The organism is Pseudomonas citronellolis, from assembly GCF_029335315.1.
GTDB classification, from domain to species: Bacteria; Pseudomonadota; Gammaproteobacteria; order Pseudomonadales; family Pseudomonadaceae; genus Pseudomonas; species Pseudomonas citronellolis_A.
Genome location: NZ_JARJLT010000216.1, coordinates 1 through 20,187, shown reverse-complemented (window position 1 = coordinate 20,187; position 20,187 = coordinate 1). Strand labels below are relative to the sequence as shown.

The following is a 20,187-nucleotide window of genomic DNA, read 5'->3' as shown; positions in this document are numbered from 1 at the left end:
ACCATGGCAAGCGTGCAGAGCGGCAAGATGGTGGTCGGCCTGGACATCGGTACCTCCAAGGTGGTGGCACTGGTGGGAGAGGTCGCGGCCGACGGCAAGCTGGAGATCGTCGGAATCGGTACCCATCCGTCGCGCGGCCTGAAGAAGGGCGTGGTGGTGAACATCGAGTCCACCGTGCAGTCCATCCAGCGCGCCATCGACGAGGCCCAGCAGATGGCCGGGTGCCGTATCCACTCGGCGTTCGTCGGCATCGCCGGCAACCATATCCGCAGCCTGAATTCCCACGGCATCGTGGCGATCCGCGACCGTGAGGTCAGCCCGGCCGACATCGACCGCGTGCTCGACGCCGCCCAGGCGGTGGCGATCCCGGCCGACCAGCGGGTGCTGCACACCCTGGCGCAGGACTACGTGATCGATAACCAGGAAGGCGTCCGCGAACCCCTGGGCATGTCCGGCGTACGCCTGGAAGCCAAGGTGCACGTGGTGACCTGCGCGGTGAACGCCGCGCAGAACATCGAGAAGTGCGTGCGTCGCTGCGGCCTGGAAGTGGACGACATCATCCTCGAGCAACTGGCCTCGGCCTACTCGGTGATCACCGAGGACGAGAAGGAACTGGGCGTGTGCCTGGTGGACATCGGCGGCGGCACCACCGACATCGCCATCTTCACCGAAGGCGCGATCCGCCATACGGCGGTGATCCCGATCGCCGGCGATCAGGTCACCAACGACATCGCCATGGCCCTGCGCACCCCGACCCAGTATGCCGAGGAGATCAAGATTCGATATGCTTGCGCGCTAGCCAAACTGGCCGGCGCGGGGGAAACCATCAAGGTGCCCAGCGTCGGCGACCGGCCGCCTCGCGAGTTGTCGCGCCAGGCCCTGGCCGAGGTCGTCGAGCCGCGTTACGACGAGCTCTTCACCCTGGTCCAGGCCGAGCTGCGGCGCAGCGGCTATGAGGATCTGATCCCCGCGGGGATCGTCCTGACCGGCGGCACCGCCAAGATGGAAGGCGCTGTCGAGCTGGCCGAAGAGATCTTTCACATGCCGGTGCGCCTGGGCGTACCGCACGGGGTCAAGGGACTGACCGATGTCGTGCGCAATCCTATCTATTCCACGGGCGTGGGCCTGCTCATGTACGGGCTGCAGAAACAGTCCGACGGCGTCTCCATGTCCGCTGGCGGCAGCTTTAGCGATGAACCCAAGACACCTGTGCTGGAACGGCTGAAACGCTGGGTCCAGGGCAACTTCTGATTTACCGGCGCGGTAAAACGTAGGCGACACAACTAGAAAGGAAGGAGAGGGGAAAATGTTCGAACTCGTCGATAACGTCCCACAAACAGCAGTAATCAAAGTCATCGGTGTCGGTGGTGGCGGCGGCAACGCCGTGAACCACATGGCCAAGAACAACGTCGATGGCGTGGAATTCATCTGCGCCAACACCGACGCCCAGGCGCTGAAGAACATCGCGGCGCGCACCGTACTGCAGCTCGGTCCGGGCGTGACCAAGGGCCTGGGCGCTGGCGCCAACCCCGAAGTCGGCCGTCAGGCCGCGATCGAGGACCGCGAGCGCATCGCCGAGGTGCTGGAAGGCGCCGACATGGTCTTCATCACCACCGGCATGGGTGGCGGTACCGGTACCGGTGCTGCGCCGATCATCGCCGAAGTGGCGAAAGAAATGGGCATCCTGACCGTTGCAGTGGTCACCCGTCCGTTCCCGTTCGAGGGCCGCAAGCGCATGCAGATCGCCGATGAAGGCATCCGCTCGCTCGCCGAAAGCGTCGACTCGCTGATCACCATCCCCAACGAGAAGCTGCTGACCATTCTCGGCAAGGACGCCAGCCTGCTGGCTGCCTTCGCCAAGGCGGACGACGTGCTGGCCGGCGCCGTGCGTGGCATCTCCGACATCATCAAGCGTCCGGGCATGATCAACGTCGACTTCGCCGACGTGAAGACCGTGATGAGCGAAATGGGCATGGCCATGATGGGCACCGGCGCCGCCAGCGGCCCGAACCGCGCTCGCGAGGCCACCGAGGCCGCCATCCGCAACCCGCTGCTGGAAGACGTCAACCTGCAGGGCGCGCGCGGCATCCTGGTGAACATCACCGCCGGTCCGGACCTGTCCCTGGGCGAGTACTCCGACGTCGGCAACATCATCGAGCAGTTCGCTTCCGAGCACGCCACCGTCAAGGTGGGCACCGTGATCGATCCGGACATGCGCGACGAGCTGCACGTCACCGTGGTCGCCACCGGTCTGGGCGCGCGCCTGGAGAAGCCGGTCAAGGTCGTCGACAACACCGTGCAGACCCAGTCGGTCAGCAGCCAGGCTCCGGTACAGCGCGAGCAGCAGTCGGTGAACTACCGTGACCTCGACCGTCCGACCGTGATGCGCAACCAGGCTCACGCCGGCGCTGCCACCGCGGCCAAGCTCAACCCGCAGGACGACCTGGACTACCTGGATATCCCGGCATTCCTGCGTCGCCAGGCCGATTGAGGCAATTTATCAGGAGTATGAATGTGATTGGTGTTCAGCAAAGGGCGGTTCTGCTATCATCGCCGCCCATTGTTGACAACAGTTCGCAACTTGCGCGAAAGCGGCCAAAGCCATGATCAGACAACGCACCTTGAAGAACATCATCCGGGCTACCGGCGTCGGTCTGCACTCGGGGGAGAAGGTTTACCTCACCCTGAAGCCGGCACCGGTGGACAGCGGTATCGTGTTCGTCCGTACCGACCTTGATCCCGCGGTGGAAATTCCTGCCCGCGCCTCGAACGTCGGCGAGACCACCATGTCGACCACCCTGGTAAAGGGTGACGTCAAAGTGGATACGGTGGAGCATCTGCTCTCGGCCATGGCAGGCCTGGGGATCGACAACGCCTATGTCGAGCTGTCCGCATCGGAAGTCCCGATCATGGACGGCAGCGCGGGTCCCTTCGTATTCCTGATCCAGTCCGCAGGCCTGCAAGAGCAGGACGCGGCCAAGAAGTTCATCCGCATCAAACGCGAAGTGACCGTGGAAGAGGGCGACAAGAGCGCCACTTTCGTTCCCTTCGACGGCTTCAAGGTGAGCTTCGAGATCGATTTCGATCACCCGGTCTTCCGTGGTCGTACCCAGAAGGCGACGGTGGATTTCTCCAGCACTTCCTTCGTCAAGGAAGTCAGCCGTGCACGGACCTTCGGGTTCATGCGCGACATCGAGTACCTGCGTTCGCAGAACCTGGCACTCGGCGGCAGCGTGGAGAACGCCATCGTGGTCGACGAGTATCGCGTGCTCAACGAAGACGGTCTTCGTTACGAGGACGAGTTCGTCAAGCACAAGATCCTGGACGCCATCGGTGACCTGTACCTGCTTGGTAACAGCCTTATCGGCGAATTCCGCGGCTTCAAGTCCGGCCACGCCCTGAACAACCGCCTGCTCCGCACGCTCATCGCGGACAAGGAGGCTTGGGAAGTGGTGACCTTCGAAGACGCGAGTACCGCGCCGATCTCCTACATGCGGCCCGCTGCGGCCGTGTGAGGAAACCTCCTCCTTTCAAGCTGTACATATTGAAGGCCACCCTCGGGTGGCCTTTTTTTATGCGTGCGAAACGCGGCAGGCAACTGGGCTGGAGTTTGGAAAGGGAAAGTTCTCACGAGTTCATCGGCCCGCTCCGGTGAAGGGCGAGAAGGGACCGGCGGTAGGGTGCGGCTCAGTCGTCTTGCTGGCGGCTGCGGCTGGCCAGGCGTTCCAGCGCCGCGCGCAGTCGCGGGTTGGCAATGCCTTCGGCGGCTTCTTGCAGGGTCTCGGCGGCGGCGGGGGAAAGGTGGTGGGTGCGCTTCGGCGCCTGGCGTTCGACCTGCGGCTGGACCTTGAACAGGATGTGCTGCAGGCCGGCGAATTCCTCGAACATCTGCAGCTGGCGCAGCAGGCGCTTCTGCTGATAGCGCAGGCGGGTGGCCCAGTGCGCGTCGGTGAGCACCAGCAGCAGGCTGCCGCCGCGCCACGAGGCGACCCGGCAATGCGGGCGGGCCGCTGGCTGCAGCTGGCTGTCGAGCAGTTGCTGCAGCTGGGCCAGGCGCTGGGCCTCGTTGAACAGGCCTTGCAACGGCTTGGCTTCGCGCAGCAGCTTGGTAGTGGCCTGGGCCGGCAGCGGGCGGAACGCCATGGTGGAAAATCCCGGGGAGATGAGGGCCGATGGTAGCAGATGCGCCCTTTCGCCGGGCGTGGACGTGACGGATGCAACAGGCAAACCTTGAACTTTCCCCGTACGACACAATATAAAGCAGTCGGACTGCCAGTCCTCCCCGAGTTTCTGCCGGGCAACGTGCCGGCGGCGAAGTTCCCCGGCATGACCTGGGCACTTCTTTCGTTCACGTTTCCGAGTAGAATGCCCCCTTTGCCGTCGATGCAAGCCGCGGCCAGCCAGTCGGGCAGCCCTCCATTCCCCAAGTTCGGATGACCCAGTCGATATGTTTGCGCCTTTGTTGAAAAAACTCTTTGGAAGCAAGAACGAGCGTGAAGTTAAGCGCATGGCCAAGCAGATCCAGGCCATCAATGCGCTCGAGCCGCAGATGGTGGCGCTTTCCGATGAGCAACTGAAGGCCAAGACCGAAGAGTTCAAGGCACGCGTGGCCAAGGGCGAGAGCCTCGACCAACTGCTGCCCGAAGCCTTCGCCGTGGCTCGCGAGGCGGGCAAGCGGGTCATGGGCATGCGCCACTTCGACGTCCAGCTGATCGGCGGCATGTCGCTGCACGAAGGCAAGATCGCCGAGATGCGCACCGGTGAGGGCAAGACCCTGGTGGGCACCCTGGCGGTGTACCTGAACGCGCTGTCCGGCAAGGGCGTGCACGTGGTCACCGTGAACGACTACCTGGCCCGCCGCGACGCCAACTGGATGCGTCCACTGTACGAATTCCTCGGCCTGTCGGTCGGCGTGGTCACGCCGTTCCAGCCGCCGGAGGAAAAACGCGCTGCCTACGCCTCGGACATCACCTACGGCACCAACAACGAATTCGGTTTCGACTACCTGCGCGACAACATGGCGTTCAGCCTGGACGACAAGTTCCAGCGTGAGCTGAACTTCGCCGTGGTCGACGAAGTGGACTCGATCCTCATCGACGAAGCGCGGACTCCGCTGATCATCTCCGGCCAGGCCGAAGACAGCTCCGAGCTGTACATCAAGATCAACAAGCTGATCCCGCGCCTGAAGCGCCACATCGAGGAAGTCGAAGGCCAGGTGACCCAGCAGGGCCACTACAGCATCGACGAGAAGACCCGCCAGGTCGAACTCAACGAACAGGGCCACGCCTACGTCGAGGAACTGCTGACCCAGGCCGGCCTGCTCGGCGAGGGCGAGAGCCTCTACTCGGCGCACAACCTCAGCCTGCTGACCCACGTCTACGCCGCGCTGCGCGCCCACACCCTGTTCCACCGCAACGTCGAGTACATCGTCCAGGGCGACCAGGTCCTGCTGATCGACGAGCACACCGGCCGCACCATGCCCGGCCGCCGCCTCTCCGAGGGCCTGCACCAGGCCATCGAGGCGAAGGAAAACCTGCCGATCCAGGCCGAGAGCCAGACCCTGGCCTCGACCACCTTCCAGAACTACTTCCGCCTCTACGCCAAGCTGTCCGGCATGACCGGCACCGCCGACACCGAGGCCTTCGAGTTCCGCCAGATCTACGGCCTCGACGTGGTGGTGATCCCGACCCACCGCCCGGTCGCCCGTAAGGACTTCAACGACCTGGTCTACCTGACCCAGGAAGAGAAGTACGCGGCGATCATCACCGACATCCAGCAGAGCAAGGCGCTGGGCCGTCCGATCCTGGTCGGCACCGCCTCCATCGAGACTTCCGAGTACGTCTCGCAGCTGCTGCAGCAGGCCGGTATCGAGCACAAGGTGCTCAACGCCAAGTACCACGAGAAGGAAGCCGAGATCATCGCGCAAGCCGGTGCGCCGGGCTCGGTGACCATCGCCACCAACATGGCCGGCCGTGGTACCGACATCCTCCTGGGCGGCAACTGGGAAGCCGAGATCGCCGGGCTGGAAAGCCCGAGCGACGAGCAGGTCGCGCAGATCAAGGCCGAGTGGCAGAAGCGCCACCAGCAGGTGATCGAGGCCGGCGGCCTGCACGTGATCGCCTCCGAGCGCCACGAATCCCGCCGTATCGACAACCAGCTGCGTGGCCGTGCCGGCCGCCAGGGCGACCCGGGTTCCAGCCGTTTCTACCTGTCGCTGGAAGACAACCTGATGCGCATCTTCGCCTCCGACCGGGTGAAGAACTTCATGAAGGCCCTGGGCATGCAGCCGGGCGAGGCCATCGAGCACCGCATGGTCAGCAACGCCATCGAGAAGGCGCAGCGCAAGGTCGAAGGCCGCAACTTCGACATCCGCAAGCAGCTGCTCGAGTTCGACGACGTGGCCAACGAACAGCGCAAGGTGATCTACCACATGCGCAACAGCCTGCTGGCCGCGGAGAACATCGGCGACACCATCGCCGAGTTCCGCGAGGAAGTGCTCAACGCCACCGTCAGCCAGCACATCCCGCCGCAGTCGCTGCCCGAGCAGTGGGACATTTCCGGCCTGGAAGCCTCGCTGTACAGCGACTTCGGCCTGAAGCTGCCGGTCCAGCAGTGGCTGGACGACGACGAGAAGCTCTACGAGGAAACCCTGCGCGAGAAGCTCCTCGCCGAGCTGGTCAGCGCCTATAACGAGAAGGAAGACATGGCCGGCGCCGAGGCCCTGCGCACCTTCGAGAAACAGATGCTGCTGCGCGTGCTGGACGACCTGTGGAAGGACCACCTGTCCACCATGGACCACCTGCGCCACGGCATCCACCTGCGCGGCTACGCGCAGAAGAACCCGAAGCAGGAATACAAGCGCGAGTCCTTCAACCTGTTCCAGGAACTGCTGGATTCGATCAAGCGCGACACCATCCGCGTACTGTCCTTCGTCCAGGTTCGCCGCGAAGACCCGGCCGAGGAAGAAGCCCGCCTGCGCCGCGAGGCCGAGGAAATGGCCAAGCGCATGCAGTTCCAGCATGCCGAGGCGCCCTCCATCGACCAGGCCGACGCCGTCGAGGAAGGCGAGGAGCCGGTCGGCCCCGGCGAAGTCGTGCCCCTGGAGCCGGTACGCAGCGAGCCCAAGATTGGCCGCAACGAGCTGTGCCCCTGTGGCTCCGGCAAGAAGTACAAGCATTGCCATGGCCAGGTGAACTGATCCACCTGCCCTGACTACCAACGCCGCGACCGGCTCTGCCGCTCGCGGCGTTTTTCTCATTCGATCCACCCTTTTTCCTGAGGAGTACATCCATGGCTGTCGGTCTCGGCCCCATCTCCACCCTGCACCCGGTGCCCGGTTTCGAACTCGGCATCGCTTCCGCCGGCATCAAGCGCCCCGGTCGCAAGGACGTCGTGGTGATGCGCTGCGCCGAAGGCTCCACCGTGGCCGGGGTGTTCACCACCAACGCCTTCTGCGCCGCGCCGGTGCTGCTGTGCAAACAGCGCTTCCTGGGCCCGGTGCGCTACCTGGTGACCAACACCGGCAACGCCAACGCCGGCACCGGCGAGCCGGGCCTGGCCAACGCTTCGGCGGTGTGCGCCAAGCTGGCCGAGCTGGTCGGGGGCGACGAGAGCCAGGTGCTGCCGTACTCCACCGGGGTGATCGGCGAGCCGCTGCCGGTAGCCAAGATCGAAGCCGCGCTGCCGGCTGCGCTGGCCGCCCTTGGCGCCGACAACTGGGCTGAAGCCGCCGCCGGTATCATGACCACCGACACCCTGCCCAAGGGCGCCAGCCGCCAGTTCAGCCACGATGGCGTGACCGTCACCGTCACCGGCATCAGCAAGGGCGCCGGCATGATCAAGCCGAACATGGCGACCATGCTCGGCTACATCGCCACCGACGCCAAGGTCGCCCAGGGCGTGCTGCAGGACCTGCTGCGCGACGCGGCGAACAAGTCGTTCAACCGCATCACCATCGACGGCGACACCTCCACCAACGACAGCTGCACCCTGGTCGCCACCGGCCAGGCCGCGCTGCCGGAAATCACCCAGGCCAGCGGCGCGCTGTTCAGCGCCCTGAAGCAGGCGGTGATCGAAGTGTCCATGGAGCTGGCCCAGGCCATCGTCCGCGACGGCGAAGGCGCCACCAAGTTCGTCACCGTGCAGGTGAACGGCGGCGGCACCCACCAGGAATGCCTGGACGTCGGCTACGCCGTGGCTCACTCGCCGCTGATCAAGACCGCGCTGTTCGCCTCCGATCCGAACTGGGGCCGCATCCTGGCCGCCGTCGGCTACGCCGGCGTGCCCAACCTGGATGTCAGCAAGATCGACGTCTTCCTCGACGAAGTGTGCATCGCCAGCCGCGGCTGCCGCGCCGCCAGCTACACCGAGGACCAGGGCGCGCGGGTGATGGCCCAGGAGGAAATCACCATCCGTATCGAGCTGGGCCGCGGCGATTGCAGCGAGACCATCTGGACCACCGACCTGTCCCACGAGTACGTCAAGATCAACGCGGAATACCGCACCTGATCGAGCCATTCCCGGTTTTCATCCCTGGATGAAAATCGGGAATTTGCCCTGGCGCGGCTCTGCTCTTATGGTCGCTGGATGACGAGCGAACCCATGAGGAGTGCGGAGATGTCCCTGACCCTGGTAATTGGCAGCAAGAACCTTTCGTCCTGGTCGCTGCGCGCCTGGCTGGCGATGCAGCTGACCGGCGCGGCGTACGATGAGGTGTTGATTCCCCTCGGCGGCGTCGACACCGCGCGGCGCATCCGCGAGCACTCGCCCACCGGCAAGGTGCCGTTGCTCAAGTGCGAGGACGGGCCGATCTGGGACTCCCTGGCGATCGCCGAGTACCTGGCCGAGCGCTTCCCCGAGGCGCACCTGTGGCCGCGCGGCGAGGCGGCGCGGGCCCTGGCCCGTTCGGTATGCGCCGAGATGCACAGCGGCTTCATGGCGCTGCGCTCGCACATGCCGATGGACCTGCAGCGCCACAAGGCGCTGGCCAAGGTGCCGGCCGAGGTGGAAAACGATATCGCCCGGGTCATCGAGCTCTGGACGATGTGCCGTGAACGCTTCGGCCAGGACGGGCCCTTCCTGTTCGGCCACGCCAGCATCGCTGATGCCTTCTACGCCCCGGTGGCCACCCGCCTGCGCAGCTACGCCGTGGAGCTGCCGCCGCTGGCCAAGGCCTACGTGGACACCATCTACCAGTGGGCGGCCTTCCAGCCCTGGCTCAATGCCGCCCTGGCCGAGCGCCAGTGAGCGCCGGCCCTGTAACGAGGAGTTAGACCGTGAAACGAGTACATGTCGCCGCTGCCGTGATCCGAGGGGCCGATGGCCGCGTGCTGATCGCCCGGCGGCCGGATGACAAGCACCAGGGCGGGCTCTGGGAGTTCCCCGGTGGCAAGGTGGAGGACGGCGAGCCGGTCGAGGCCGCGCTGGGCCGCGAGTTGCAGGAGGAGCTGGGCATCCGCGTCGAGCGTGCCCGGCCGCTGATCCGCGTGGCCCATGACTACCCGGACAAGCAGGTGCTGCTGGACGTCTGGGAGGTCTCGGCGTTCGCCGGTGAACCCCATGGCGCCGAGGGCCAGCCACTGGCCTGGGTCGCCCCACGGGAGCTGGCGGACTATGAGTTTCCCGCCGCCAACCGACCGATCGTGCACGCCGCGCGGTTGCCCGAGCGCTACCTGATCACGCCCGACGGCCTCGACCCGCAGGAAACCCTGCAGGGCATCCGCGCCGCCGTGGCGGGCGGTGTGCGGCTGATCCAGCTGCGCGCGCCGAACATGTACAGCCCGGAGTACCGCGACATGGCGGTCGACGCCGTGGGCCTGTGCGCCGGCAAGGCGCAGCTGATGCTCAAGGGGCCGCTGGAGTGGTTGGGCGACTTCCCGTCGGCCGGCTGGCACCTGACCGCCGAGCAGCTGCGCAAGTACGCGGAAAAGGGCCGGCCGTTCCCGCAGGAGCGGCTGCTCGCGGCCTCCTGCCACGGCGCCGAGGAGCTGGCCTTGGCCAGCGCCATGGGCGTGGACTTCGTCACCCTGTCGCCGGTGCAGCCCACCGAGAGCCATCCGGGCGAGCCGGCGCTGGGCTGGGAAGCGGCGCAGCGATTGATCGAAGGCTTCAACCAGCCGGTGTTCCTGCTTGGCGGGCTGGGCCCGCAGGACGTGGAACGCGCCTGGCAGGCCGGCGCCCAGGGCGTGGCGGGTATCCGCGCGTTCTGGCCGAAGGCCGGGGCCTAGGCGCCGACTCCCATCGTAGGAGCGCGCCATGCGCGCGATTCGCGGGCATGGCCCGCTCCTACGGGGTGAGGTCGATCAGGCGGGTTTTTCCGCCGCCTTCCACAGCACCTCGGCCACGCCCTGGCGTTTGGCGGCGATGCGCGCGGCGACGAACAGCAGGTCCGACAGGCGGTTCAGGTAGCGCAGCCCCGCGCCCTGCAACGGCTCTTCGGCGTTGAGCTGCTGGCAGCGGCGCTCGGCCTTGCGTGCCAGGCTGCGGCACACGTGGACCTGCGCCACCAGCCGGGAGCCGCCGGGGAGGATGAAGTCCTTGAGCGGCTCCAGCTCCTCGTTCCAGGCATCGATGGCCTGCTCCAGGCGGGCGATCTCCAGGTCGTCGAGGGCGCGGTATTCCGGCATCGCCAGTTCGCCACCGAGGTCGAACAGGCGATGCTGCACCGGTGCCAGCACCGTCAGCAACTGGTCCAGCGCGGCGCTGCGGGCCTCTTGCAGGTCGGCCAGCAGCAGGCCCAATTGGCTGTTCAATTCGTCCACGCAACCGATCGCCTCGATGCGCGGGTGGTGCTTGGGCACCCGGCTGCCATCGGCCAGGCCGGTTTCGCCGGCATCGCCGGTGCGGGTGTAGATCTTCGACAGCCGATAGCCCATGCCTCAGAGCTCCTTGTTCTGCGGGGGCGCTGGCGGCACCGGCGGCGGCGCGGGCTCGTCGCCCAGCGGCAGGCGCAGGGTGAAACAGGTGCCCTGGCCAAGCTCCGACTGCACTTCCATCTGCCCCTTGTGGTTGTTGGTGATGATGAAATACGACACCGACAGGCCCAGGCCGGTGCCCTGGCCGACCTCCTTGGTGGTGAAGAAGGGCTCGAAGATGCGTTTGCGCACCGTCTCCGGCATGCCCGAGCCGTTGTCCTCGACCTGGATTTCCGCCCAGGGCGGGTTCAGCCGCGTACGCAGGATGATGCGGCCGAGCTCGCCTTCTTCCTCGTCGTCGCGCTGGTGGATGGCCTGGGCGGCGTTCTTCAGCAGGTTGAGCAGGACCTGCTCGAATTCGTTGGCGATCACCGGCACCGGTCCCAGGCGCGGGTCGAACTCGTGGACGATCTCCAGCGACTTGAAGTCGAAGCCGCCTGTGAGGTCGAAGTCGTTGCCGGCGATCTCCACCGCCTGCTCGATCAGCGCCGGCAGCTCGCTGGGCGCCATCTGCCGGTGGCTGCGGCGGCTGAAGGCGAGCATATGGGTGACGATCTTGGCGGCGCGGGAGCCGGCGTACTGGATGCCGTCCATCAGCTTGGGAATCTCCCGCGCTTCCAGGTAGTGGTTGAGGTCTTCCAGGGTGATCCCGACCTCGCCCGCGACTTCCAGGTTCTTCGGCAGCTCCGGCGACAGGCGCCGGCGGATGTTCTGCACGTTGTGCAGGATGGCACCGAGCGGGTTGTTGATCTCGTGCGCCATGCCGGCGGCCAGGCCGCCCACCGAGAGCATCTTCTCCGACTGCACCATCAGCTCTTCCATGCCCAGGCGCTCGGTGATGTCGTCGATGCGGATCACCGCGCCACGGCCGGTGCCACCCATCAGCGGGTAGAAGGTCAGCGCGTAGTGGCGGGGCGAGTCGGTCAGCGCCCAGGTGACGCGTTCGACGCGCTCGACCTTGTGCTGCTCGGCGGCGCGGGTGAGCTGCAGGAGGAACGGCTTGAGCGAGGGGAAGGCGAGGAACACCGGCTGGTTCACCGCGTCGTCCAGGCTGGTGCCGGAGAGGCTGCTGGCCTCCTGGTTCCACTGGGTGACGTAGAGCTGCTCGTCCACCGCGATCAGCGCCGAGGGCATGGAGTCGATGATGCTGTTGAGGTAGTGCTGGAAGCCGGTGAGCTTCTTCTCGATCTTGCTGCGCACCTGGACTTCCAGCTCCAGCTTGCGGTTCGAACGCCGGGTTTCCTCGGCCAGGCCCTGGGCCTGGCCCATGGCGTCCTGAGCGTCGTCGCGGGCGCGCTTGAGCTGCTGCTCGCGGGCCTCGATGCGGGTCAGCATGGTGTTGAAGGCGTCGGACAGGCGGCCGATCTCGTCGGCGTTGCCGCGCTCGGCGCGCAGCGCGTAGTTCTCCTCGCGGGTGACCTGGCGCGAGAGCTCCTCCAGGCTGCGGATCGGCCGGGTGATGAGGCGGCGGATCTGCTGGGCGATGAGCATCCACAGCAGCACGCTGACCGCGAGGATCACCAGGCTGGCGGTGAGGGTGCCGGTGTAGAAGGCGCCGGGCAGTTCGCTGCTGGCCACCAGCAACAGGTAGCCGTTGCGTCCGCCGGGTTGCGGCAGCTCGAACAGGGCGTTGAGCCGGTATTCGTGGGCGCGCCAGTTCTCCAGTTGCTCCAGGTGCTTGGGCAGCGAGCCTTCGCGGGACTGCGCCAGGCGCGTGCCGTCGGCGTCGTAGAGCGCGGCGGCGCGCAGCGGCTGGTAGTCGTCGAGCTGGGCGAGCAGGGCGCTGGCCTGCTCCGGCGAGCTCAGCGCCGGGAAGCTCAGCGCCGGGTTGGCGATCAGCCGGCCGATGGTCTGCAGGGCCTGGGGCGCCACGCTGTCCTGGGAGATCCAGTAGGCGGCGCTGATGAACGCCAGGTTGGCCACCAGCAGCACCGTGGCCAGCAGCACCAGCAGGGCGGCGAGGATCTTCTGGCCGACCGGCAGGTTTTCCAGGCGCTGGCGCAGGTTGATGAAGGACGGCATAGACGCTCTGTGGTGAAAGGCGGGGCGGGCAGGTTAGCCCGCCGTTCAGGCCTCGGGCAATCCGCGCAGGCGCAGCAGGGCGCGCAGGCGCAGGTGCAGGGCGTTCAATCCGGGCAACGCCAGGCCCAGGCGATGGCCTTGCGCGCAGGCATGGCCGAGCAGGTAGGCGACTTCGGTGCGACGGCCCTGGGCGACGTCCTGGTACATGGATGAATAGTTCGCGGCGGTGGCGGCTATCACCCGCTCGACGTCGCCTTGCAGCTCCCGGGCGGCGCTGTCGTGGCCGCTGGCGTGGAGCAGTTGGCCGAGCTCGTCGCAGAGCCCGGCGACTTCCTCGGCGTGCCCGGCCAACTCGCCGTTGCGGCAATTGTGCAGCACGGTCAGCGGGTTGATCGCGCAGTTCAGCGCCAGCTTGCGCCACAGGCGTTCGAGGATGTCCGTGCTCCACTGCGCGGGAATCTCGGCGCGGGCCAGGTCGTCCAGCCAGGCCGGCGCGGGGCCGCCGCGTTCGTCGCCGATCCAGGTTTGCCCACGGCCGGCGAAGACCACGCGGAAATCACCGTCGCGGAACGCTCCCTCGGTGCTGGAGGCATACAGGCAGCGCGCTCGCGGCAGGTGCGTGGCGACCGCCTGCTGGCTACCCAGGCCGTTCTGCAACAGGATGATCTCGGCGCCGGGGGCCAGGTGCGCGGCCACGCTGGCGGCGGCCTCCTCGGCGTCGTAGGCCTTGCAGGCCACGAGCAGGCGCTGGATCGGGGCGTTCAGGTGCTCGGCGGTTTCCGCCGGGATCGGGTAGAGGCTTTCGCGGCCGTCCTCGCACAGGCTGAGGCCGCCGCGGGCGCGATAGGCGGCCAGGCGCTGGCGGTCACGCAGCAGCAGCTGCACGGGGAGGCCGGCGCGGGCCAGGCGGGCGGCCCAGAGGCTGCCGAGGCTGCCGGCGCCGAGGATGGTCCAGTTCATGGCGGATGCTTCGCGGGGTTCGGGGACTTACCGCGAAGTCTAGCGCACCCCGGGCAGCCGGCTGGCGTTGATCCGCCCGCTGGCGTAGGCGTCGGGCAGCAGGGTGCGGGCCTGTTCCAGCAGGTCTTCCACCTGCACCGGCAGCGATTTGGCGTCCAGGCCCACCAGGGCTATGCCGGCCTTGAGGCTGACGAAGCCCTGGCTGGTCTTGAAGGCCTTGAGGTTGAGGCCTTCGTGCAGGCGGCGGAAGCTGCTCGGCGAGCACTCCTGCAGATCTTCGATCAGGGTGATGAGGCCGAAATGCTGCTCGTCGATGCGCGTCAGCACGTCCAGCGGCCGCACCAGTTGCTGCAGGCGCCGGCCGATGCCGTGCAGCAGCTCGTGGTGGAAACCCGGGAAACGCTGTGCGTCGCGCTCCAGCAGCGCCGGAATGCCGATCAGCAGGTAGCACATGGCGCCGCCACGGGATTCCACCTGGCGGATGCTGTCGGCGAGTTTCTGCCGCAGGTAGCGCAGGTTGCCCAGGCCGGTGGCGGCGTCCACCAGGTTGCGCTCTTCCAGGCGGTTGATGTTTTCGGTGAGCAGGCGGTTTTCCACCAGCAGGCGCTGCAGGGTGTTGCACAGGCGGTCGGCGGCCAGCACGCGCGGCACCAGTTGCTCGCTCATGGCGGTCTTGCTGACGAAGTCGTCGACGCCGCGGTCGAAGGCCTCGGCGAGCACGTTGTCGCCTTCCTTGCCGGTGAGCAGGATGATGTAGGTGTAGTGGTCGCCGCTCTCGTCGAGCTGGCGCACCCGTGCGGTCAGCTCCAGGCCGTCCATCTCCGGCATCAGCCAGTCGGCCAGGAGCACGCTCACCGGCTCCTGCTCGAGCAGCTGCAGGGCCTCGCTGGCGCTGCTGGCGAAGCGCACGTTCTGGTAACCGGCCTGGCTCAGGGCGCGGCCGATCATGGCGCTGGAGAATTTCGCGTCGTCGACCACCAGGATGCTCAGATGGTTGGTAGGCATGGGATGGTGCTCGAGGGGGGAGAGGGGGCGTCGCCGGTTCCGGACCGGTCGCGTGCTTGTGGCTCAGTTATAATGAGCGCGCATTTTTACCGTCAAGCCAGGCGCATACCCGACTGTGAACCGGGTCGCGCCGTCCATCTGGAGAGATGACATGCCTTCGTTCGACGTGGTGTCCGAACTGGACAAGCACGAACTGACCAACGCCCTGGACAACGCCAACAAGGAACTCGACCGCCGCTTCGACCTGAAGGGCAAGTGCAGCTTCGAGTCGAAAGACAAGGCTGTGACCCTGACTGCCGAGGCCGACTTCATGCTCGAACAGATGCTCGAGATCCTGCGCGGCAACCTGGTCAAGCGCAAGATCGACATCCAGTGCATGGAAATCAAGGACGCTTTCGCCTCGGGCAAGGTGGTCAAGCAGGAAGTCGAGTTCCGCGAGGGCATCGACAAGGAGCTGGCGAAGAAGATCGTCGCCCTGATCAAGGAGCGCAAGCTCAAGGTGCAGGCCGCCATCCAGGGCGAGCAGGTGCGCGTCACCGGCAAGAAGCGCGACGACCTGCAGGAAGCCATCGCGCTGCTGCGCGGCGAGTCCCTGGGCATGCCGCTGCAGTTCAACAACTTCCGCGATTGAGCGGAACCTCGTCGACCGGGCGGCGTCGCAATAGAGTGTCGCCCGGCGAACACCGAACGCCATGGTTCGCCATGGCGTTCGCATTTCCACGCATCGAATACCTAGGGGGCCCCATTCCATGGATATGCATTACGACCAGATAGTACGGAGCGCGGAGGCCTGGACGCCGGTGGTGCTCAGTTACCTGGGCAACGCCGTGCTGGCGCTGCTCACCCTGCTCATCGGCTGGTGGCTGATCAACCTGGTGACCCGCCGGGTCGGCGGCCTGCTGGCCAACCAGCGGGTGGACAAGACCCTGCAGGGGTTCATCGGCAGCCTGGTGAACATCGTCCTGAAGATTCTCCTGGTGGTCAGCGTGGCGTCGATGATCGGCATCCAGACCACCAGTTTCGTCGCCGCCATCGGCGCCGCCGGCCTGGCCATCGGCCTGGCCCTGCAGGGCAGCCTGGCGAACTTCGCCGGCGGCGTGCTGATCCTGCTGTTCCGCCCGTTCAAGATCGGCGACGCCATCGAGGCGATGGGCGTTTCCGGCACCGTGGACAGCATCCAGATCTTCCACACCGTGCTGCGCACCGGTGACAACCGCACGGTGATCATGCCCAACGGCGCGCTGTCCAACGGCATCATCACCAACGTCTCGAGCCAGGCCACGCGCCAGGTGATCTTCGACCTCAAGCTGGCCTTCGACGCCGACCTGGACGCCGCCCGCGCGATGCTCCTGGAGCTGGCGCAGGACCCGCGCGTGCTGAAGAGCCCGGCGCCGGTGGTGGTGGTCGCGGCCCTGGGCGAGAACTCGGTGACCCTGTCGCTGCGCCTGTGGACCGCCAACGGCGACTTCGGCGCGGTGACCTTCATGCTCAACGAGCAGGTGCGCCTGTGCCTGCGCGACCGCGGCATCGACCTGGCCGTGCCGGGCCGGGTAGTGCGGGTGGTCCGGGGTTCCGAGGAGGAAGCCTTCGTCGACTGAGGGCGAGCCCATGAAAAAGGCCGGCTATATGCCGGCCTTTGTCGTTTCTGCGCCGCTATCCGCGCTGTCCGGTATGGCCGGTAAGTCCAATCGCGGACGGAGTCCGCTCCTACGCTCGTGCTTCCTGGCGCTGTAGGAGCGGACTTTGTCCGCGATTCGGCGGATAACGCCGTAGGCGTTATGCGCCCTACGAACTTGTGCTGCGCGGAGGGGCGCTCGGTTCTTCCGGTTCGCTCGGCACGCCATCGGGCATGCCGTTGTGGCGGCGCAGCCACAGCCAGCCGATCAGCAGCAGGGTGGGGATGCCGAGCACGGCGGTGACGAAGAAGAAGTGCTCGTAGCCCATGTGCTCGACCATCTTGCCCGAGTAGCCGCCGATGAAGCGCGGCAGCAGCAGCATGGTGGAGCTGAGCATGGCGTACTGGGTGGCGGAGAACTTCAGGTTGGTCAGGCTCGACAGGTAGGCGACGAAGGCCGAGGCGGCCAGGCCGCCGCTGAAGTTGTCGAGCATGATGGTCAGCACGAACATGCTGACGTGGGGTTCCAGTTCGCGCAGCAGGCTGAAGACGTCCTGGCCGAGCACCGTCGGGTCGGTGATCGGGCCCATGTGCGCGAGCATGGCGAACAGCAGGTTGGTGCCGGCCGAGGCGGCGCCGGCGATGAACAGGATCGGCAGGATGTTGAAGCGGGCGATGAGGACGCCGCCAGCCGCTGCGCCGACCAGGGTCATGATCACCCCGAACAGCTTGCTGACGGTGGCGATGACTTCCTTGGAGAAGCCCATGTCGATGTAGAACACCCCGGCCATCACCCCCATCACCGTGTCCGAGAGCCGGTAGGTGGAGATCAGCCCGAGCAGCAACAGCGCCTGCCAGCGGTAGCGGCGGATGAATTCGGTGATCGGCGTCAGCACCGGCGCCATCAGCAGGCGGCCGGGCGCCGACAGGCAGCTCACGGCGATCAGCAGGTAGAGGCTGGCAAGCCACCACTTGCCGGCGTTGGCCGAGTTGGCCATGGCCGTGCCGGTCACCAGCAGGATGATCAGCACGATCACCGACACCGCCTGGTGGACGAAGTCGAATTGCGGCACGCCCTTGCCGTGGGCGGCGATCAGCAGAGGCCTGCGCACCCGCGAGATCAGCTCGCGCACCGGGCGGATCTGCTTGCGCCCGCGCGGGGTCATGCACACCGCGATGAACAGGGCGTAGAGCCCCGCCCGTGGCCAGGCCTGGTTGGTCAGCGCGGTGAGCATGGCCGGCAGCGAAATCAGCAGCACCAGCAGTTGCAGCACCGAGAGCAACTGGTGGTTGAAGGGGAAGGCGGAGTTGCCCAGGGTCTGCGGCTGCACGTTCACTTCCGGCTCGCGGATCAGCAGGCTGGTGAGCAGGCCGGGCAGGATCAGCAGGGAGAACAGCGCGTAGGTCATGCCCCAGGCCGCCTGGCTGTAGTGCAGGCTGCTGGAGCCCAGCCATTCGGCGAGGAACAGCGCGCCGGCGCTGGCCAGCAGCACGGCGCCGCGATAGCCGGTCATGTAGCAGGCGGCCAACGCCGCCTGGCGGGTGTTCTCGGCGATCTCCAGGCGGTAGGCGTCGATGGCGATGTCCTGGGTGGCCGAGGCGAAGGCCACCACCAGGGCCAGGCCGATCAGCCAGGGCAGGTGAGACTGCGGGTTGCACAGCGCCATGCCGAGCAGGCCGACGGCGATCAGCGCCTGGGAGAACACCAGCCAGGAGCGCCGCCGCCCGAGCCGGCCGATCAGCGGCAGGCGCCACTGGTCGAGCATCGGCGACCACACCCACTTGAACGCGTAGACCAGCCCTAGCCAGCTGGCGAAACCGATGGTTTCCCGCGCTACGCCGGCCTCCCGCAGCCACACCGAGAGTGTGGTGAAGACCAGCATCGTCGGCAGCCCGGCGGCGAAGCCGAGCAGCAAAAGCGCGAGACTGGCGGGAGACTTGTAGGCAACCAGTGCCTCTCGCCAGGAGTGCTTCTTCATGAATGGTTTCCAGCGCGCAAAAAATTACGCGAACTCTACTCGCAGAGCCCGCCGTGAAGCCAGCCGTGCCGACGTATGTCCACCCGATCGTTATGGATTCGGACACCCTCGGCGCGCAATCGTGCCCGTTGCTCGTCGCCGCCGGGGCTGCCCAGCGGCAGGCTGATCCGCCCGCCGGCGGCGATCACCCGGTGCCAGGGCAGCTTCGAGCCTTCCGGCAGCTGGCTGAGCACCTTGCCGACCAGGCGCGCGGCGCGACCCAGGCCGGCCATGCGGGCCAGCTCGCCGTAGCTCACCACGTGGCCCTCGGGCACCTGGGCCAGCGCCAGGTAGATGGCCTCGCGGCGTACCTGCAGGCTCTCCAGGCCGAGGTCGGCGGGGGGCGGCGGCGAGGCTTTGCTTTTCGGGGGCATGGCGGGGTTTCCGGTGGCGGCGGGCCTGTCGGGCAGCATAGCGCCCGCGTTCGTCGAGGCAATGATGTCGGAAGAACCCTTCATCCATCCAGTTGAACTCCGCGCATGCAGGCCGGTCAGTCGTTGCTCTGGTGCCGGGTATCGGGATAATGCCCGGCTTTTTTTCCAGCCATCCAAGATGAATGCCGCTCATGCTGTCCAGAACCCTGCTGTGCCTCGCCGTTGCCGCCGCCCCGTTGTCTTCCCTGGCCGATACCGTCTGGTTGAAGAACGGTGACCGGCTGACCGGTAAGATCAAGCTCTACGACGGCGGTCGCCTGGTGCTGGCCACCGACTACGCCGGCGAGGTCACCCTCACCGGCGACAAGATCGCCACCCTGCAGACCGAGCAGAACCTGCTGGTGAAGCATGACCAGGACGCCACTGGCGAGCACTCCAAGGGCCTGAAGGCCGCCGAGCCGGGCAAGGTCACCCTGGTCAACGGAAGCGAGGAAACCGTGCCGCTGGCCAGCATCGAGCAGATTGTGCCGCCACGCCCGCTGTTGCAGGACTGGGTGTGGAAGGGCCAGGTGGACTTCTCCGTCGACCACACCATGGCCGAGAACGATGTCGAGGATTACGACATCGACTTCAAGACCAACGCCCGCCACGGCATGTGGCGGCACAACCTGCAGGGCGACTACAACCGCGAGAAGAAGGACGACTCGGTCAGCGTCAACAACTACTCGGTGGAATACGCCCTGGACCGCTTCATCGACGAGCACTGGTTCTGGCAGGGCAAGACCCAGTACAAGCGCGACTGGGTCGAGGAGCTGGAGAAGAAGCGCACCGTCGGTACCGGCCCCGGCTACCAGTTCTGGGACGACGAGCTGGGCTCCTTCTCGCTGGCCGGGCTGATCAACCGCAACGACTACGAGTTCGTCGACAACCAGAAGGACCACTTCTACTCGGCGAGCATGAAGTGGGACTACAACCGCTACCTGTTCGCCAAGCAGTTCGAGATATTCACCAACGGCGAGGTGGGCAAGCCGCTGTCGTCCAAGGTCGACTACGAAGTCGATAGCGAGGCGGGCATCCGCTACAAGCTGACCTCCTGGGCGGCGCTGAGCCTGAAGGGCGAGTGGGACCGCCTGAGCGCCGAAGACGGCGGGGTGAACCAGCGGCGCTACACCCTGGGGATCGGCGTGGGCTGGTAACGTCTTCGTGGCGCGAGCGAATGGCGTATCCCGCATTTTCGCGACGCGCTCCTGCGTTCAACGCCGTGACGGAGTCACTGGGTC

The 20,187-nt window shown here is 66.5% G+C and carries 17 protein-coding genes; 10 read left to right on the top strand and 7 right to left on the bottom strand.

Features of this window, described 5'->3' with window-relative positions:
- Positions 1-3: 3 nt before the first annotated feature.
- The 3 genes from ftsA to lpxC all read left to right on the top strand — a co-directional run bounded on the left by ftsA (position 4) and on the right by lpxC (position 3,515).
- Positions 4-1,251, top strand: a complete 1,248-nt coding sequence (gene ftsA, locus P3W75_RS17190) for a cell division protein FtsA (RefSeq protein ID WP_276228519.1) — start codon at positions 4-6, stop codon at positions 1,249-1,251.
- Positions 1,252-1,306: 55 nt separating this feature from the next.
- Positions 1,307-2,491, top strand: a complete 1,185-nt coding sequence (gene ftsZ / locus P3W75_RS17185; protein ID WP_276228518.1) for a cell division protein FtsZ — start codon at positions 1,307-1,309, stop codon at positions 2,489-2,491.
- Positions 2,492-2,603: 112 nt separating this feature from the next.
- Positions 2,604-3,515, top strand: a complete 912-nt coding sequence (lpxC, locus tag P3W75_RS17180) for a UDP-3-O-acyl-N-acetylglucosamine deacetylase (protein ID WP_276228517.1) — start codon at positions 2,604-2,606, stop codon at positions 3,513-3,515.
- 172 nt (positions 3,516-3,687) lie between these two features.
- Here lpxC and P3W75_RS17175 read toward each other — a convergent pair whose 3' ends face one another.
- On the bottom strand, positions 3,688-4,143 hold the full coding sequence (locus P3W75_RS17175; protein WP_276228516.1) for a DUF721 domain-containing protein: 456 nt from the start codon (positions 4,141-4,143) through the stop codon (positions 3,688-3,690).
- 304 nt (positions 4,144-4,447) lie between these two features.
- Between P3W75_RS17175 and secA the strand changes: the two genes are divergently transcribed.
- The 4 genes from secA to P3W75_RS17155 all read left to right on the top strand — a co-directional run bounded on the left by secA (position 4,448) and on the right by P3W75_RS17155 (position 10,226).
- Positions 4,448-7,198: a preprotein translocase subunit SecA gene (secA, locus tag P3W75_RS17170; protein WP_276228515.1), complete on the top strand. Its 2,751-nt coding sequence runs from the start codon at positions 4,448-4,450 to the stop codon at positions 7,196-7,198.
- A gap of 92 nt (positions 7,199-7,290) precedes the next feature.
- A complete protein-coding gene (argJ, locus tag P3W75_RS17165; RefSeq protein ID WP_276228514.1) occupies positions 7,291-8,508 on the top strand; it encodes a bifunctional glutamate N-acetyltransferase/amino-acid acetyltransferase ArgJ in 1,218 nt (405 codons plus the stop codon).
- A 108-nt stretch (positions 8,509-8,616) separates the two neighbouring features.
- Positions 8,617-9,246, top strand: coding sequence for a glutathione S-transferase family protein (locus tag P3W75_RS17160; RefSeq protein WP_276228513.1), 630 nt, complete (start codon positions 8,617-8,619; stop codon positions 9,244-9,246).
- 29 nt (positions 9,247-9,275) lie between these two features.
- Entirely contained in the window at positions 9,276-10,226 is a 951-nt protein-coding gene (locus tag P3W75_RS17155; RefSeq protein WP_276228512.1) for a Nudix family hydrolase, read from the top strand.
- 75 nt (positions 10,227-10,301) lie between these two features.
- Here the strand turns inward: P3W75_RS17155 and P3W75_RS17150 are convergent, their stop codons facing one another.
- From P3W75_RS17150 to P3W75_RS17135, 4 genes are read right to left on the bottom strand one after another with little or no spacing between them, the layout of a single operon-like run.
- The gene (locus P3W75_RS17150) at positions 10,302-10,874 is read right to left on the bottom strand and encodes a cob(I)yrinic acid a,c-diamide adenosyltransferase (RefSeq protein WP_276228511.1); all 573 of its coding nucleotides are present in this window, start codon (positions 10,872-10,874) and stop codon (positions 10,302-10,304) included.
- Between the two features lie 3 nt (positions 10,875-10,877).
- Positions 10,878-12,923, bottom strand: coding sequence for a sensor histidine kinase (locus P3W75_RS17145; protein WP_276228538.1), 2,046 nt, complete (start codon positions 12,921-12,923; stop codon positions 10,878-10,880).
- 57 nt (positions 12,924-12,980) lie between these two features.
- The gene (locus P3W75_RS17140) at positions 12,981-13,895 is read right to left on the bottom strand and encodes a putative 2-dehydropantoate 2-reductase (protein WP_276228510.1); all 915 of its coding nucleotides are present in this window, start codon (positions 13,893-13,895) and stop codon (positions 12,981-12,983) included.
- Between the two features lie 39 nt (positions 13,896-13,934).
- Positions 13,935-14,900, bottom strand: coding sequence for a response regulator (locus tag P3W75_RS17135; RefSeq protein WP_276228509.1), 966 nt, complete (start codon positions 14,898-14,900; stop codon positions 13,935-13,937).
- A 151-nt stretch (positions 14,901-15,051) separates the two neighbouring features.
- Here P3W75_RS17135 and P3W75_RS17130 point away from each other — a divergent pair, with 151 nt between their 5' ends.
- Together P3W75_RS17130 and P3W75_RS17125 are read left to right on the top strand one after the other, a co-directional pair.
- A complete protein-coding gene (locus tag P3W75_RS17130; protein ID WP_276228508.1) occupies positions 15,052-15,531 on the top strand; it encodes a YajQ family cyclic di-GMP-binding protein in 480 nt (159 codons plus the stop codon).
- 118 nt (positions 15,532-15,649) lie between these two features.
- On the top strand, positions 15,650-16,498 hold the full coding sequence (locus P3W75_RS17125; RefSeq protein WP_276228507.1) for a mechanosensitive ion channel family protein: 849 nt from the start codon (positions 15,650-15,652) through the stop codon (positions 16,496-16,498).
- A gap of 187 nt (positions 16,499-16,685) precedes the next feature.
- On the opposite strand, the gene ampG is transcribed toward P3W75_RS17125, so the two are convergent.
- Together ampG and P3W75_RS17115 are read right to left on the bottom strand one after the other, a co-directional pair.
- Entirely contained in the window at positions 16,686-18,494 is a 1,809-nt protein-coding gene (gene ampG / locus P3W75_RS17120; protein ID WP_276228506.1) for an MFS transporter AmpG, read from the bottom strand.
- Between the two features lie 35 nt (positions 18,495-18,529).
- Positions 18,530-18,907 carry an MGMT family protein gene (locus P3W75_RS17115; RefSeq protein ID WP_276228505.1) on the bottom strand — a complete coding sequence of 126 codons (378 nt, stop codon included), beginning with the start codon at positions 18,905-18,907 and terminating at the stop codon, positions 18,530-18,532.
- Positions 18,908-19,098: 191 nt separating this feature from the next.
- On the opposite strand from P3W75_RS17115, the gene P3W75_RS17110 reads away from it, so the two are divergent.
- Entirely contained in the window at positions 19,099-20,103 is a 1,005-nt protein-coding gene (locus P3W75_RS17110) for a DUF481 domain-containing protein (RefSeq protein ID WP_276228504.1), read from the top strand.
- Positions 20,104-20,187: the final 84 nt, after the last annotated feature.